This is a genomic window from Streptomyces sp. NPDC101219, from assembly GCF_044767675.1.
GTDB lineage: Bacteria > Actinomycetota > Actinomycetes > Streptomycetales > Streptomycetaceae > Streptomyces.
The window spans coordinates 292,044-308,358 of the sequence record NZ_JBIWOK010000002.1 but is presented as its reverse complement, the minus strand read 5'-3'; the positions used below and the strand labels follow the sequence as shown (position 1 = coordinate 308,358).

The 16,315-nt window shown below is 73.4% G+C and carries 9 protein-coding genes; 7 read left to right on the top strand and 2 right to left on the bottom strand.

Going from position 1 to position 16,315, the window contains the following annotated elements:
* Positions 1 to 331: 331 nt before the first annotated feature.
* The 6 genes from ACIRPP_RS04600 to ACIRPP_RS04575 all read left to right on the top strand — a co-directional run bounded on the left by ACIRPP_RS04600 (position 332) and on the right by ACIRPP_RS04575 (position 12,724).
* Positions 332 to 3,133, top strand: a complete 2,802-nt coding sequence (locus ACIRPP_RS04600) for a protein kinase (RefSeq protein WP_403637972.1) — start codon at positions 332 to 334, stop codon at positions 3,131 to 3,133.
* A gap of 177 nt (positions 3,134 to 3,310) precedes the next feature.
* A complete protein-coding gene (locus ACIRPP_RS04595; protein WP_403637970.1) occupies positions 3,311 to 5,038 on the top strand; it encodes a serine/threonine-protein kinase in 1,728 nt (575 codons plus the stop codon).
* A gap of 393 nt (positions 5,039 to 5,431) precedes the next feature.
* Complete coding sequence (locus tag ACIRPP_RS04590; RefSeq protein WP_403637968.1) at positions 5,432 to 6,721, top strand: serine/threonine-protein kinase; 1,290 nt, start codon at positions 5,432 to 5,434, stop codon at positions 6,719 to 6,721.
* 155 nt (positions 6,722 to 6,876) lie between these two features.
* Complete coding sequence (locus ACIRPP_RS04585; protein WP_403637967.1) at positions 6,877 to 8,670, top strand: serine/threonine-protein kinase; 1,794 nt, start codon at positions 6,877 to 6,879, stop codon at positions 8,668 to 8,670.
* A gap of 243 nt (positions 8,671 to 8,913) precedes the next feature.
* Complete coding sequence (locus ACIRPP_RS04580) at positions 8,914 to 10,527, top strand: succinic semialdehyde dehydrogenase (RefSeq protein WP_403637965.1); 1,614 nt, start codon at positions 8,914 to 8,916, stop codon at positions 10,525 to 10,527.
* Positions 10,528 to 10,969: 442 nt separating this feature from the next.
* Positions 10,970 to 12,724, top strand: a complete 1,755-nt coding sequence (locus tag ACIRPP_RS04575) for a GMC oxidoreductase (RefSeq protein ID WP_403638343.1) — start codon at positions 10,970 to 10,972, stop codon at positions 12,722 to 12,724.
* 815 nt (positions 12,725 to 13,539) lie between these two features.
* Here ACIRPP_RS04575 and ACIRPP_RS04570 read toward each other — a convergent pair.
* Complete coding sequence (locus tag ACIRPP_RS04570; RefSeq protein ID WP_403637964.1) at positions 13,540 to 13,896, bottom strand: chorismate mutase; 357 nt, start codon at positions 13,894 to 13,896, stop codon at positions 13,540 to 13,542.
* Positions 13,897 to 14,224: 328 nt separating this feature from the next.
* Here ACIRPP_RS04570 and guaA point away from each other — a divergent pair, with 328 nt between their 5' ends.
* Complete coding sequence (gene guaA / locus ACIRPP_RS04565; protein ID WP_403637962.1) at positions 14,225 to 15,805, top strand: glutamine-hydrolyzing GMP synthase; 1,581 nt, start codon at positions 14,225 to 14,227, stop codon at positions 15,803 to 15,805.
* Between the two features lie 12 nt (positions 15,806 to 15,817).
* Here guaA and ACIRPP_RS04560 read toward each other — a convergent pair whose 3' ends face one another.
* Positions 15,818 to 16,291: a pyridoxamine 5'-phosphate oxidase family protein gene (locus ACIRPP_RS04560; protein ID WP_403637961.1), complete on the bottom strand. Its 474-nt coding sequence runs from the start codon at positions 16,289 to 16,291 to the stop codon at positions 15,818 to 15,820.
* Positions 16,292 to 16,315: the final 24 nt, after the last annotated feature.

Here is a 16,315-nt window from a genome sequence, read left to right as displayed (position 1 = left end):
GCACGGCCGGTACGGGTGCGGAAGCGCAGCCGGTACGGGTGCCGACACACAGCCGGTACGGGTCCCGGCGCACGGCCGTTGCGGTTACGGCAGGCGGCCGGGAGGGACCCGACGGCCGGGCCGGCGCCCGGATCGGCGTGCAGGGTGAAGTCGTCGGCGAACTTGTCGGCGAGGTCGTGCATGAGCGGCCCGCGGAATGGGGAGTGAGATGTGGCATCCCCGCTTTGCGGGTTGCCTCCGGCACGTATCGTGAGTGCTTGCGGACCGTACGCAGCGGGAATGGTCCGCCGTACGAACGGAATTGACCGACCGTACCGCCGGGGGAGGCATTGTGGACGACTACGCGGGGCGTGTTCTCGCCGACCGCTACCGCCTGCCGTTGCCGCCCTCCGATGAGTACGAACTGACCGAAACGCGCGCCTTCGACACCTACAGCGGACAGGAAGTGCTGGTCAGGCAGGTGCCGTTGCCCGAGGTGGTCGAGGCTGAGGTGCTCGACGCCGAGGGCCTTCCCGACGGTTTCACGGCACGGGACGGGGGCGAGCGGCGTGCCTCCGGACGCTCGTCCGGGCGTCCGTCCGCGCGGGCGGGCACGCGGCGGCCGTCGGATCCGGTGGTGCGGCGGGCGGTGGAGGCCGCGCAGGCGGCTGCCGCGATCCCCGACCATCCGCGACTGGACCAGGTCTTCGACGTGTTCGCCGAGGGCGGTTCGCTGTGGATCGTCAGTGAGCTGGTGTCGGCGCGTCCGCTGTCCGCGCTGCTGGCCGAGAAGCCGCTGTCGCCGTACCGGGCGGCGGAGGTGGCCGCCGACGTCCTCATGGCGCTGCGGGTGCTGCACTCCTACGGCTGGGTGCACCGCAACATCACCGCCCGCACGGTGCTCGTCTGCGACGACGGCCGGGTGATGCTCACCGGTCTGGCCGTGGGCGCGGCGGAAGAGGCACTCTGCGGATACGACCCGGTGCCGGACGCCTCCCCCGAGGAGCCGGAATCCGACCCGGGGCCGGAGGCCGGGCCGCGCCCGGCGGGCGCCGGACGGTTCCCGGCGGGACAGGTCGCAGGGGCGCCGGGTGGCGCGGGCGGAGCAGCCGGGCCGCACGCGTTGACGCAGGTGGCGCCCGGGGGCGCACCGATGGCTCCAGGCGGCGTCCCGGGGCCCGGCCTGCGGTCAGGACCGGGCCAGGGTGCCGGACACGGACACGGACACGGACAGGGACAGGGACCCGGAGGCGGGGCGTCCTGGCCTCCCGGATTCACCGCCGACCCGGCCCTCGGCCCTGCTCCCGCCACGGACCCCGACGCCGCCCGGCGGGCCGCCATCGAAGCGCGCGCCGGCCGGCTCCCCGCCGCCGGGACCGACCCGGCCCACGGCCTGTCCGCCGCCACCGCTCCGCGGGCCCTCGACCGGGCGGGGGACGTGCGGGCGGCCCGGGCCGGTGCGATCGCCGCCTACCGGGCGGGAGCCCGTGCCGCCGCACGGGTGCAGGAGGCCCAGCAGACCGGCCGGACCGCGCTGCCCGGCGCCCGGCCCGCAGCCGAGGGCGGCAGCACCCCGCCCGGACAGATCGCTGACCCCTACGGCGTCGGTGCCGCCGGGTGGCACGGCGCCACCCCCCGCACCGGTACCGGCAGGAGCCAGGGCGAGGACACGGGTGCCGCACCCGTCGTCGGCGGCGGTGACCCCGGCGGGCCGGGACACGGCGCCCTGCCGCCCGGTGCCGTGCCCGCCCCGGCGCTCGGCCCGGCCCCCGGCGCGGACCACCCCGGCACCGCCCGCTGGGACGACCTCGTGGAGCGCACCCCTGCCCGCCGTGGACCCACCACGGCCCTGGCCGCCGAGCGGGCACGGCAGGCCCGGATGGCCGTCGTCGGACCGGTGACGGAGCGGTGGGCGCCGGAACAGGCCGGGCCCGTGCACGAGAACTGGCAGCTGGCCCCGCCGATCGGTCCCGCGACGGACCTGTGGGCGCTGGGCGCGCTGCTGTTCCGTGCCGTGCAGGGACACGCCCCCTACCCGGAGGAATCGACGGCCGAGCTGGTGCAGATGGTGTGCGCGGAGCCACCGGCGTTCGCCGAGGAGTGCGGTCCGCTGCGCCCGGTGGTGGAGTCGCTGCTGCGCCAGGACCCCACCGAGCGCAGCGACGTCGAGGAGCTGCGGGGCTGGCTGCGTTCGCTGGTCCGGTCGGCACCCGAGCCGGAGGCAGGCCTCAACGTCATCACCGCGCCGCCCGTGGACGCCCGCCGGCTGCCGGTCGTACGACGCCGCGGCGAGCTGGTGCGCAGGCGGCGCGCCGCGCTCCCGGACCGGCAGGCACGGCACAAGCGGAGCAGGCAGAAGACCGGGTCCCCCCGCCGGCTCGGGCGCACGCTGCTCCTTTTGGTGCTGCTCGCCATGGCCGCGGCGATCGCCTACGCGATGCTGTTCATGCCGAAGGCGGGCGAGGACACCGGGGGAGCGGCCACCGACCGCACCGGGGCCGTCGGCGCGACGCCGGGCTCACCGGACGCCGGAACCTCCCCGCAGCCCTCGGACGCCGGCAAGGACGACGACAGGAACGGCGGCAAGGACGACGACAGGAACGGCGGCAAGGACGACGACAGGAACGGCGGCAAGGACGACGGCGCGAACGGCGACAGGGAGTCGGCACCCTCCGCCGAGACCCAGACCACCGGCCCCGAGGTCGCCGACGGCTACACCCTGCAGAAGGACCCCGAGGGCTTCCGGGTCGCCGTGGCCGAGGGCTGGACCCGCACCGGGAAGAACGGCAGCGGTCAGGTCGTCTACGCCAAGGGCGACTTCGAGCTCATCGTCGTGCCGGGCCGGGACAGCGCGGCCGAGTACGGCAGCGACCCCATGGCCTACCAGCGGGACGACGAGCGGGAGCTCCAGCCGTACCGCGACTCCAGCTGGGCCACCTCGACCGGGCTGAAAAACATCGAGGTCGGCGGACGGAGCATGGCCGAGGGGCAGTTCACCTGGACCGGCGCGCGCGGTGACCTGTACGTCCGCAACCTCGCGGCGCTGATCGACGGCCGCTACCACGTGGTCCAGGTGCGCGGCCCCGAGCGGGAGCGGGACGCGGTGACCCGGCACTTCGAACAGGCTGCGGCGACCTACCAGGCCGGGGGCTGACGGACCGGCCGTCGAACCAGGCGTCCGCGTACGCCTCTTCCTGCGGTTTGGTTGCCTCGCGGCTCACTTCGCGACAACAATCACAGTGCGGTCTCCTTGGCATCCCGTCGGTTCCCAGGATGGCCCTATGTCCTTACGCTGACCCTGTCAAGACCATTGCGGGGCAACGTGAATCAGATGCAGGGCCAACTCGTCGCGGGCCGTTACCGGCTCGGCGAGTCCATCGGCAACGGTGGAATGGGCCGGGTGTGGCGGGCACACGACGAGGTGTTGCACCGGTCGGTCGCCATCAAGGAGTTGACCGCGGCGCTCTACGTCTCCGACAGCGAGCAGGCCATGCTGCTGGCGCGCACCCGGGCCGAGGCACGGGCCGCCGCACGTATCAACCACTCCGCCGTCGTCACCGTGCACGACGTGCTGGAGCACGACGGCCGGCCGTGGATCGTCATGGAGCTGGTCGAGGGGCGTTCGCTCGCCGACGCCGTCAAGGAGCAGGGGCGCGTCGAACCGCGGGAGGCGGCACGCATCGGCCTGTGGGTGCTGCGTGCCCTGGGGGCCGCGCACCGGGCCGGTGTGCTGCACCGCGACGTGAAGCCCGGCAATGTGCTGCTCGGCCGGGACGGCCGGGTCCTGCTCACCGACTTCGGCATCGCGCAGATCGAGGGCGACACGGCCATCACCCGCACCGGAGAGGTCGTCGGCTCCGTCGACTACCTGGCACCCGAGCGGGTGCGCGGCCACGATCCGGGACCCGCCTCCGACCTGTGGGCCCTCGGCGCGACGCTCTACACGGCCGTGGAGGGGACCTCGCCGTTCCGGCGCACCTCGCCCCTGACGACGATGCAGGCGGTCGTCGAGGAGGAGGTCGACGCCCCGCGTCACGCCGGGCCCCTCACCCCCGTCATCGCCGCCCTCCTCAGCAAGGATCCGGCCGCGCGGCCCGACGCGGTCCGTGCCGAGGAGATGCTGGCCCAGGCCGCGGAGGGCCGCCGCCCGGACGCCGCGCAGGCGTACGTACCGACCCGGCCCGTGGCCACGCCGGGGTCCCAGCGCTACGAGACGCGGCCGGACACCGCGCTGCCGGCGGCCGGTTCCGGCTCCGGGCCCGGATTCGGCCCCGGCTTCGGGTCCGCACAGGCTGCCACCGCGGGCGCGCCCGGCGCCGGTCCGGGCCCGGGTGGTCCGCGGGGGACGGGACCGACCGCCGTGCAGCCCCCGGGCGCACCCGGTGCCGCCACGCCCCGCAGCACCGGGGGCGGAGGACGCCGGCGCATGATCGCGCTGGTCGTCGCGCTGGCCGCGATCATCGGTGGGGCGACCGCGGTCGTGCTGCAGCAGCGGGGCGACGGGGGCCGGCCGGGCGGCGGTGGCACGTCCGCAGCGTCGTCCGCCTCGCCCGCGGCCGAGGACCCGGAGGACGAGGGGGCGAAGGGCGGCCTCCCGGCGGGCTGGGTGCGCCGGAAGGATCCCTACGGGTTCAGTGTCGTCCTGCCGGGCGCCGACTGGAAGCGCGTCGTCGTCGACGGCGAGAGCCGTCAGGTCGACTACACGCCCGACGGCGGCAAGCACTTCCTGCGCATCGCGGTCGACGACTCGCCCGATTTCGACGACCCCTACGAGCATCTCGGCGACCTGGACCAGCAAATAGGGCAACGGCTCGTCGACTACCGACGGGTGGAGTTGCGGCGTCTCACCTACCGGGACCGCGACAGCGCCCGGCTGGAGTACACCTGGACGGCGCTCCCGAAGGACACCGGGTTCCCCGGGCCCTACCGGGCGATCGACCAGATGTACCTGGCGCGGGACGGTGTCGAGTACGCCCTCTACATGGCGGGACCCGCCGAGGACTGGGACACCACGCGGGCCCAGTTCGAGACGGTGCTCAAGGGGTGGCGCGAGCGCTGAGACAGCGGACGGGCCCGCACCCGGCCGGGCGGTGGCACTTGTCGCCCGTCTCAACCCCCCCTCCTCGCCTCGGAACCGGTTTCACCCCCTGTCCGCGGCCCCCACCGCCCCTCCCTCCGAGGCGGTCCCGACGGCCCGGTCCGGCACCCCCGGACGGCACCCGAAGTCGTCCGCGTCCGGCATCTGCGCCGGGCACACGCCTCCGGCAACGGCGTGCCGCACCTGCACGGACGTCCCCCGCTTGGCCGAATCGCCGTACCGGAGGGGGCACATCCGGTGGGGCATGATGGGCGCATGGGGACCGAGGGGGCGTCTGGCAACGGAAACGCTCGGCACAACGCCCGTGTCATCGCGGGCCGTTACCGGTTGGAGGAGAGGCTCGGGCGCGGTGGCATGGGTGTGGTGTGGCGGGCCACCGACCAGTTGCTCGGCCGGGGTGTCGCCGTCAAGGAACTCCCCGTGGACGAGACGCTCTCCGCCGCGGAGGCCCGGAAGCAGCGGGAGCGCACCCTGCGCGAGGCCCGCGCGCTGGCCCAGTTGAGCCACCCGCACATCACGGTGGTCCATGACGTCGTCGAGGACGACGAACGCCCCTACATCGTGCTGGAGCTGATCGACGGTCCGTCGCTCGCCGAACGGATTGCCCGGGACGGGCCGGTCGACGCCGACGAGGCCGCCCGCATCGGCATCGACCTGCTGTGCGCGCTGCGGGCCGCGCATGCCGCGGGCGTGCTGCACCGGGACCTCAAACCGGCCAACGTGCTGCTGGAGAACGGGACCGACCGGGTCGTCCTGACCGACTTCGGCATCGCCCGGGTCGCGGGCGCCACCACGCTCACCGAGCACGGCTCCTTCGTCGGCTCGCCCGAGTACACCGCCCCCGAGCGCATGGCCGGCGCCCGGACCGGCCCGGAGTCCGACCTGTGGTCCCTGGGCGCGCTGCTCTGCACGGCCCTCAACGGCGAGTCGCCCTTCCGGCGCGACTCGCTCGGCGGGGTCCTGCACGCGGTCGTGGTCGACGAGGTGCGGCCGCCCGTGGAGGCCGGTCCGATCCTGCCTGTCGTCCGCGGCCTGCTGGAGCGGGAGCCCGACCGCCGGCTGGACGCGGACGCGGCGGAACGCATGCTGCGCGCCTTCCGCCGGACCGGCGTCACCCCCGAGGTGCCGCCGCTCGAAGGGGTGCCGCCGGACCGGCGGCCGCGACGGCGCCGGTCCCTGGGCCGGGTGGAGGGCACCGACGTCGGGCACCGGTCACCGGAACCCGACGGGCAGCGCCCGGCGGGGCCGCCTGCCCGGAGCAGGCTGGTGGCCGTGCTGGCGGTCGCCGCGATGGCGGTGGCCGGCGTGTCGGCGGCGGCGCTGCTCATGAACCGCGACGGCGAAGCCGGCATACCGCCGTCGACCACGACACCGGAGAGCCACACGGCACCGGAGAGCCACACGACACCGGAGAGCCACGCGGCCAGCACGGCGGAGACGCCGACGCGCACCACCCCGGCCACCCCGGCGGGCACGACGCCCGACACCCGCGCCCGCACCACGCCCGGTACGACCGCGAGTTCCGCGCCTGGTACGGCGGGGCCGGGAGCGGACCCGGCCGCCAGCCCCGCCGGCCCGCCTCCCATGGCCGGACAGTCGCCGCCGCCGACCGCGTCCGCGTCCGTGACGGTCACCCCGTCCTGACCCGCGCGGCGGTGTCCGGTGTATGGACCCTGTTACCCGTATTCGGCGGCCCGTTCCGTATAAAAGGGAGATAAGCCGCGCTGCGGGTCACGGGTCTGTGACCGGACGGGGCCCCCGGTGGATCGGCCGGGGCATGGCGCGATATGGATGGACCCATGAGCAGCAACGGGGGACCCCGCCACGGCGCCGACGATCCGACCAGTTTTGATCTGCAACCGCCGAGTCCGCAGCCGCCCGCGGCCGTGCCGCACCCCGGCAACCCGTACGCGGCGCCGACCCAGGTGGTCCCGTCCCACGATCACGACGGGTCGGGAGCCCGGGCCCAGGAACACCCGCCGCTGCCCTCGCAGGATCACCCGCCCGTCCCCGCACCGGGCGCACCCCGGTCCGCGCCGGGCGATCCCCGCTCCCCGCAGCAGGCGCCGCCGCCCCCGTCCGGGGTGTCGCACGAGCCGGGTACGGGGCGGGTCATCGCCGGCCGGTACCGGCTGCTGGGCAAGCTGGGCCACGGCGGCATGGGCACCGTGTGGCGGGCCAAGGACGAGACGGTGGACCGGGAGGTCGCCGTCAAGGAGCCGCGCGTTCCCGACCACCTTCCCGACCGCGAACGTGCCAACGCGTTCGAGCGGATGCGCCGTGAGGCGCGGGCCGCGGCCCGGCTCGACCACCCGGCGGTCGTCAACGTCCACGACGTCGCGGTCGTCGACGGTCAGCCGTGGATCGTGATGGAGCTGGTGCAGGGCCGTTCGCTGGGCGCGGTGCTCCAGGAGGAGGGCACCCTCTCCCCGCGTGAGGCGGCCCGGGTCGGCCTGGAGGTGCTCGGCGCCCTGGAGGCGGCACACGCGGCGGGCATCCTGCACCGGGACGTCAAGCCGGACAACGTGATGCTCGGCCGGCACGACCGTGTCGTCCTCACCGACTTCGGGATCGCCCAGATCGAGGGCGAGACCAACCTCACCGACACCGGCGGCTTCGTCGGCTCCCCCGAGTACATCGCGCCGGAACGGGTGCTGGGCCAGCGCCCCGGCCCCGCCTCCGACCTGTGGTCGCTCGGTGTGGTGCTCTACGCGGCGACGGAGGGCGTGTCGCCGTTCCGCCGCAGCAACACGCCGGCCACGCTCCAGTCGGTCCTCAACGCGATCCCGGCCACGCCGGCCACCGCGCAGGGGCCGCTGGCCGAGGTCATCACCGCGCTACTGGACAAGGACCCGGCGCGGCGGCCGAACGCCGCCCGGGTGCGCGCCCTGCTGGAGGCCGCCGCGAACCCGCCGGCTCCGCCGCCCCCCACCCAGGTCGTGCAGGTGCCCGTCCCCGGCTCCGGGGGGAAGGGCGTCCGGCTCGGCCGCAAGACCCTGATCGGGCTGGGAGCGGCGGTCGTCGCGGGTGCGGTGGCCGCGTACCTGGTGATCGCGGATCCGTTCGCGGGCCCGCTCCCGGACGGCTGGAAGACGCGGGAGGAGAAGGACCTGGCGGTGAGCCTGGCGGTCCCGCAGCACTACCAGCGTTCCGTGCCGGACGAGAAGTCCAAGGACCACTGGGTCAGATACACCGACTGGAGCGGCAGCGTCTGGGTCGGCCTCAACCTGGACAAGAAGACCGAGGACACCGGCAACAACATCGCGGGCTCCGCGGACGCGGAGATGTACGACGACGACGCCCAGTTCAAGGACCGCGGCAGCTACAACCTGAACATGCCGTCGGGACCGAAGACCGATCCCCGGCCCAACCTCACGTACAAGGGCAGGAAGGCCGCCGAGAACACCATCGTCTACACCACCGACGACAGCCAGAACCCCCGCCCCCGCGAGCTGCGGATCTTCTACTACCGGTCCTCCGCGGGCGACATGTACAAGCTCACGGTCAGTTACCCGGGCAAGGGCGACTTCACGGAGCGGGGACGGGAGGTCGCCAAGACGGTGATCGACAACCTCGAGGTCGACAAGCTCTGACGCGGCGGCGGGGCCCGGAGCGCCCGCCGCCCGGTGCGGGACCCCGTGCCCGCCGCACCCCGGCGGCGGGTCGGGAGGTTCCGTGACCGAGTTGAGATCCTGCCGTGTGCGACGGGCCTTCGGCTGCTGCCAATGCCCTGATCAGGGCGTTTGTTGCCAGCAATCACTGGCGCGGTGTGAGCGGTCGGTGAATCTGTTACCGACGGGTACACAAAGCGTGCGCTCCGGCATACCCTGCGGCACATGACCGACGCGCAGACCCGGGAAACGACCGGCACCAATCCCCTCGCCCCCGCCCCCGAGGGTGTCCGCACCGCCGCCGACGTGGTCACGCCGGAGCTGGTGGCCCGGCTCACCAAGGGCGTCGTCGGCTCGGGGCGCACCGCCAACCACACCCCGTTCACCGGTGAGAAGCTGGCCGACCTGCCCGAGTCGACACCCGAGGACGTCGCGCTGGCGTTCGAGGCGGCCCGCACCGCCCAGGTCGCCTGGGCACTGACGCCGGTCCGGCAGCGCGCCGCCGTCCTGCTGCGCTTCCACGACCTGGTGCTGGAGCGCCAGGCCGAGGTGCTCGACCTCATCCAGCTGGAGACCGGCAAGGCCCGGCTGCACGCCCACGAGGAGGTGCAGGCGGTCGCCGTCGCCGCCCGCCACTACGGCCGCCGTGCCCCCGCGTACCTGCGGCCCAGGCGCCACGCGGGAGCCGTGCCGGCGCTGACCAAGGTCACCGAACTGCGTCACCCTCGCGGAGTGATTGGCCAGATCGTCCCCTGGAACTACCCCCTCGAACTGTCCGTCGGCGACGCGCTGCCCGCCCTGGTGGCCGGCAACGCGGTGGTCATGAAGCCCGACACCGAGTCCTGCCTGACCGCGCTGTGGGCCCGTGACCTGCTGATCGAGGCCGGGCTGCCCGCGGATGTGCTCCAGGCCGTCCTCGGCACGGGTCCGGTCGTCGGCCCGGAGGTCGTCAAGCGCGGCGACTACGTCTCCTTCACCGGCTCCACCCGCACCGGCCGGGAGGTCGCCACGGTCGCCGCCGACCGGCTGGTGGGGGTGTCGCTCGAACTGGGCGGCAAGAACGCCATGGTGGTCCTGGAGGACGCCGACATCGACAAGGCCGCGGCCGGTGCCGTCCGCGCCTGCTTCTCCTCCGCGGGCCAGCTGTGCATCTCCATCGAGCGGCTCTACGTTCACGAATCGATCGCCGACGCCTTCCTCGAGCGCTTCGCCGCCCGCACGCGCGCGATGCGGCTGGGCAGCGCGCTGGCCTACGGCGCGGACATGGGCTCGCTGGTCAGCGGCCAGCAGCTGGAGACCGTGACCCGGCACGTGGACGACGCCGTCGCCCAGGGCGCGAAGGTCGTCGCGGGCGGGGTCGCCCGTCCCGACGCCGGCCCGTTCTTCTACGAGCCCACGATTCTCGAAGGCGTCACCGACAGCATGAGCCTGTGCGGCGAGGAGACCTTCGGCCCGGTCGTCTCGGTCTACCGCTTCCGCACCGACGACGAGGCGGTGGAGCGCGTCAACTCCACTCCGTACGGCCTGAACTCCTCGGTCTGGACGAAGAACCCCCGGCGCGGCCGGGACATCGCCGCGCGGCTGCGCACCGGGACCGTCAACATCAACGAGGGGTACGCGTCCGCGTACGGCAGCGTGCAGTCGCCGATGGGCGGCATGAAGGACTCCGGGCTCGGCCGGCGGCACGGCTCCGAGGGCATCCACAAGTACACCGAGTCCCAGACCGTCGCCCACCAGCGGCTGCTGCCGATGGCGCCCTCGCTCGGCATGGACGACGCGCAGTACGCGGCGTTCATGAGCCGGAGCCTGCGCCTGATGAAGGCGTTCCGTTTCCGCTGAGCCCGTACCCGCACCACTCCGGCGCAGGGCTCATGCTCCGGCCGGCTTTCGACGAGGAGAGCACGTGTCACAGGACAACTCCGCCCACGAGCCCGCCGACACCGCGCAGGACGCCTCTGCCCCGGACGCCCGCGCGACGGACGAGCTCGCGCAGGACGCCTCTGCCCCGGACGCCCGCGCGACGGACGAGCTTGCGCAGGACGCCTCTGCCCCGGACGCCCGCGCGACGGACGAGCTCGCGCAGGACGCCCTTGCCCCGGACGCCCCCGCCACGAACGCGCCCGCGGCGGCCGACAGCGCCACGACGGACGAGGACACCACGACGGCCGACGGGACCGTGACGGCCGACACCGAGACGGCCGAGGAGACCGGGACGGCCGGCGACACCGAGACGGCCGAGGAGACCGGGACGGACGACGCGGCCTACGACTACGACGTCGTCGTGGTCGGCTCCGGCTTCGGCGGGTCGGTCTCGGCGCTGCGCCTGACCGAGAAGGGGTACCGCGTCGGTGTCCTGGAGGCGGGCCGCCGCTTCACCCGCGAGACCCTTCCGAAGAACTCCTGGGACCTGAAGAACTACCTGTGGGCCCCCAGGCTGGGCATGTACGGCATCCAGCGCATCCACCTGCTGGGCAACGTCATGGTGCTGGCGGGCGCGGGGGTGGGCGGCGGCTCCCTCAACTACGCCAACACCCTGTACGTGCCGCCCAAGCCCTTCTTCGAGGACCCGCAGTGGCGGGACATCACCGACTGGCAGGAGGAGCTGAAGCCCTACTACGACCAGGCCCGGCGCATGCTCGGGGTCCGCCTGAACCGGACGATGACCCCCTCCGACGTCCACCTGAAGGCGGCGGCCGAGCGGATGGGTGTGGGCGACACCTTCCACATGGCACCGGTCGGTGTCTTCTTCGGCGACGGCGAGGACGCCGACGGGACCGCGAAGGCCGCACCGGGCCAGGAGGTGCCCGACCCGTACTTCGGCGGGGCGGGCCCCTCGCGGCGGGCCTGCGCCGAGTGCGGCGAGTGCATGACCGGCTGCCGGCACGGCGCGAAGAACACCCTGAACGAGAACTACCTCCACCTCGCCGAGAAGGCGGGCGCGGTCGTCCACCCCATGACGACGGTCACGGCGGTGACGGAGGACCCGCGCGGCGGCTTCGCCGTGACCACCGTGCCGACCGACAACCGCCGCAAGGGGCGCGGCCGGACCTTCCGGGCCCGCCGGGTGGTCCTCGCCGCGGGCACCTACGGCACCCAGACGCTGCTGCACCGCATGAAGGCGGCAGGGCGGCTGCCGCACCTCTCGGACAAGCTGGGCGAACTGACCCGCACCAACTCCGAGGCCCTGGTCGGCGCCCAGACCGACAACCGCCGCTACCGCAAGGCGACGGGCGCGCCGCGGGCCGACTTCACCCGCGGGGTCGCCATCACGTCCTCGATCCACCCCGACGAGAACACCCACATCGAGCCCGTCCGCTACGGCTACGGCTCCAACTCGATGGGCGCCCTGTCCATCCTCCAGGTGCCGTACGCGCGCAGCGGCTCGGGCGCCGCCCGGGTGCTGGGCTGGCTCGGCAACGCCGCCCGGCATCCCCTGCTGATGGTGCGTTCACTGTCCAACCGGCGCTGGTCGGAGCGGACCATCATCGCCCTGGTGATGCAGTCGCTGGACAACTCCCTGACGACGAAGCTCAAACCGTCGGGTGTCGGCAAGGGGCTGCTCACCGCCCGCCAGGGTCACGGTGCGCCCAACCCCAAGCAGATCAAGGCGGCCACCGAGGGCGCGTCCGCGCTGGCGGCCGAGATCAACGGCTTCGCGGGCTCCAACGTGGGCGAGCTGACCGGCATGCCGCTCACCGCCCACTTCCTGGGCGGCTGCCCGATCGGTGCCTCGCCGGACACCGGCGTGATCGACCCGTACCACCGTCTCCACGGCCACCCCGGCATCTCCGTGGTGGACGGGGCCGCGGTCTCGGCGAACCTGGGTGTGAACCCGTCGCTCACCATCACCGCCCAGGCCGAGCGGGCGATGTCCTACTGGCCCAACAAGGGCGAGGCGGACCCGCGCCCCGGGCAGGGGGAGGCCTACCGGCGTCTGCAGCCGGTCGAGCCGAAGTCCCCGGCGGTGCCGGGGGACGCGTTCGGTGCGCTGAAGCTGCCGTTCCTGGGGATCCCCGCGGTGCCGCCGAAGAAGTGACGGCGTGCTGGACGGTGCTGACCCGTTCCCGCGGGCCGGACGGCCGGAAAAAGGTGAGGACCTGCGCCCCCCTCCGAGCGCAGGTCCTCCGACGGCCGCTGACGGGCCTGTGGCTTTCGGTGGGTTTGATCGCTGAGCCCGGTGGATGGTTGTCCCGTCAATCACGAAATTCTGTGTGACGTGGATCACTCGAAGGGCGGGTCCGTGCCGACGGTCGCTCTCTTCCGGGGTTCGCAGTGCGCCCGGTGTCCGGGCATGCGAAGGGCCCCGCGGGGCGGAGCCGCGGGGCCCTTCCTTTCGTCAGCACCGGCGTCAGGGCTGCGCCGGTGCCTGGGAGCGGCGCCGGGGGGTAGCGCCGCTGGTCTCGAACGCCCTGTCACCGCCGCCGGTGGCCGGATCCGGCGGATGCGCGCGTCGGCCGGTGACCTCCGGCGGTCCGGCGGTGGTGCGCCGGCGCAGGGCAATGCAGTTGTCTGCGGGGGGACTTGGGCTTGTACGCATCGTGCTCGACGTGCGCCGCCTCCGCAACCTTTCGACCCGGACTCGGGTGATTTCCGCCGGTCGGCCCCGGGCGTCCCCGGAGCCGACCGTTCTCTTGGGTGACCGGGCTGCTGTCCCCTGCCGTCCGGTCACTTGTCCGGAGCGAGGTCCCACGACGCACGGCACGATCCGTACGTCTCATCGCTCCGGCGAGCCACGCGTGGTTCTTTCGGGCCCGCCCCTGGCTGGCACGGACACCGGTTCCAACGAAGCGTCCGGGGCGGCGGTCACGCGCCGTACGGGTGAGAACCATGCGTACGTCTGTGCCGGGAACGTCAGATCTTGCCCCGGCACAGCTCCAGCAGCGTCATCGCCAGGGCGGTGCCCGGCCGGCCCAGGGCGTCCCGGTAGTGGGCGAGGATCTCCATCTCGCGGGACAGGTTCACGCGCCGCCCGCCGGAGGCGATCCGTTCCTGCTGGATGACGGCCGACACGGCGATCCGTTCCTGGACCAGTCCGATGATCCGGTCGTCGAGCGCGTCGATCCGCTCCCGGGCACCGGTGATCAGTTCGGCGGCCTCGGCGGTACGGGCACCGGTCCGCTCGGGGGACACGGCGGCCGGGCCGTCGGCGACGGGGGAGGGGACAGGGGCGGTGGCAGGGGTGGTGTCGGGGGTGGCAGTGGCGGTCATCGGGGCTCCTCGCTGAACGGGATGCGGTGCCCCGGAGCGGCAAGGCCCCGACGAACGCAGACGCCCCGGGCCTTGTCGGCCCGGGGCGCCTGGGAAGTCGCTTGTCAGTGGCTCAAGCAGCACGACCATGGCAGCCGGTGGGCCGGTTGCCATAGGTAAAGAGGAAGGCCGGGTGCGTGAGCATGGGGGCAAGTATGCCGCGCCCCGGGCGCGCGTCCAACCCGGACCGGATGGTGAGACGTGAGCGGACGGGGGCGGGCGGCCCCGTCGGCTTCCCCCGGTAGAATCGGGGGGCACAAGCTCCCGCCCCACCGCCGGAAGGCACCTCGTGTCCTCAGCGACTCCCGCTGCCCACGCGCCCGACACCGTCCTGGTCGTCGACTTCGGCGCGCAGTACGCCCAGCTCATCGCCCGTCGCGTCCGCGAGGCGCGGGTCTACAGCGAGATCGTGCCGAGCACCATGCCGGTCGAGGAGATCATCGCCAAGAACCCCGCGGCGATCATCCTCTCCGGGGGCCCCTCGTCCGTGTACGAGGACGGCGCCCCGACCGTCGACCCGGCGCTGTTCGAGGCCGGCGTCCCGGTCTTCGGCATGTGCTACGGCTTCCAGCTGATGGCCCAGACCCTCGGCGGGCAGGTGGACAACACCGGTGCCCGCGAGTACGGCCGCACGGAGCTGCACGTCTCCAAGGTGTCCTCCACCCTCTTCGAGGGCACCCCGGCCGAGCAGGCGGTGTGGATGTCCCACGGCGACGCCTGCTCCGCCGCTCCCGCGGGCTTCACCGTCACCGCCTCCACGGACGTCGTGCCCGTCGCCGCGTTCGAGAACGACGAGAAGAAGCTCTACGGCGTCCAGTACCACCCCGAGGTGATGCACTCCACGCACGGCCAGCAGGTGCTGGAGCACTTCCTGTACCGGGGCGCGGGCCTGACCCCCGACTGGACCACCGGCAACGTCATCGAGGAACAGGTCGCCGCCATCCGCGAACTGGTCGGCGACAAGCGGGCCATCTGCGGTCTGTCCGGCGGCGTGGACTCCGCCGTCGCCGCCGCCCTCGTGCAGAAGGCCATCGGATCCCAGCTGACCTGCGTCTACGTCGACCACGGCCTGATGCGCAAGGGCGAGACCGAGCAGGTCGAGAAGGACTTCGTGGCCGCCACCGGCGTCCAGCTGAAGGTGGTCGACGCGAGCGAGCGGTTCCTCACCGCGCTCAGGGGCGTGTCCGACCCCGAGGAGAAGCGGAAGATCATCGGCCGCGAGTTCATCCGGGTCTTCGAGCAGGCCCAGGCCGAGATCATCGCCGACGAGGGCCCGGCCGTGGAGTTCCTCGTCCAGGGCACCCTGTACCCGGACGTCGTGGAGTCCGGCGGCGGCACCGGCACCGCCAACATCAAGTCCCACCACAACGTGGGCGGGCTGCCCGAGGACCTCGAGTTCAAGCTGATCGAACCGCTGCGCCAGCTCTTCAAGGACGAGGTGCGGATGGTCGGACAGGAACTCGGCCTGCCCGACGAGATCGTCCAGCGTCAGCCGTTCCCCGGTCCCGGCCTCGGTATCCGGATCGTCGGCGAGGTCACCAAGGAGCGGCTGGACCTGCTGCGCGAGGCCGACGCCATCGCCCGCGAGGAGCTCACGGCGGCCGGCCTCGACCGCGACATCTGGCAGTGCCCGGTGGTCCTGCTCGCGGACGTCCGCAGCGTCGGCGTCCAGGGCGACGGCCGGACCTACGGCCACCCGATCGTCCTGCGCCCGGTGTCGTCCGAGGATGCCATGACCGCCGACTGGTCGCGGCTGCCGTACGACGTCCTCGGGAAGATCTCCACCCGCATCACCAACGAGGTGCGGGACGTCAACCGGGTCGTCCTGGACATCACCTCCAAGCCGCCGGGGACCATCGAGTGGGAGTGAGCCCCCAGGGGCTCAGGTCCGTTTGAGCGTGCGCACCGGCGCTCCGGGCTTCCAGACCTGCAGGACGAGGTACTTCTCGTCCTCCACGCAGGTCCGTACGACCTCCGTCAGTTCGGTGCGGAAGAGGTGGAACGGCTCCGGCGGTTCCACCTCTTCGGCGTACGCGGCCCTGGCTCCGGCGTCCTCGACCTCGATCGCCCGGCCGGCGACCCGGACGTCACCGCCGCCCATGGTGGTGCCCTCCCCGGGGTTCGCCTGGAGCGCGAAGCGGGGGTCCCGGCGCAGGTCGAGCGCCTTGAGCGAGCCGGGCATCATGCCCAGCCACAGTTCGCCGCCGAGGAACCGCACCTCCAGCCCGCTGGTGCGGGGCGAGCCGTCCTTGCGCAGCGTGGCCAGGACGTGATGGGTGTGGGCACCGAAGCGTTCCTCGACGGTCCTCGCGAGGCCGGGTTCGGCGGTGGCGAAAGCCTCCCAGTTCGTTGTCATGCCGAGAGCGTGCCCCGGATACCC

Coding starts and splice junctions, on each gene's coding strand:
- ACIRPP_RS04595 (WP_403637970.1), top strand. CDS start 3,311: ATGCAGGGCCAACTCGTCGCGGGCCGTTACCGGCTCGGCGAGTCCATC.
- ACIRPP_RS04590 (WP_403637968.1), top strand. CDS start 5,432: ATGGGTGTGGTGTGGCGGGCCACCGACCAGTTGCTCGGCCGGGGTGTC.
- ACIRPP_RS04585 (WP_403637967.1), top strand. CDS start 6,877: ATGAGCAGCAACGGGGGACCCCGCCACGGCGCCGACGATCCGACCAGT.
- ACIRPP_RS04580 (WP_403637965.1), top strand. CDS start 8,914: ATGACCGACGCGCAGACCCGGGAAACGACCGGCACCAATCCCCTCGCC.
- ACIRPP_RS04570 (WP_403637964.1), bottom strand. CDS start 13,896: ATGACCGCCACTGCCACCCCCGACACCACCCCTGCCACCGCCCCTGTC.
- ACIRPP_RS04560 (WP_403637961.1), bottom strand. CDS start 16,291: ATGACAACGAACTGGGAGGCTTTCGCCACCGCCGAACCCGGCCTCGCG.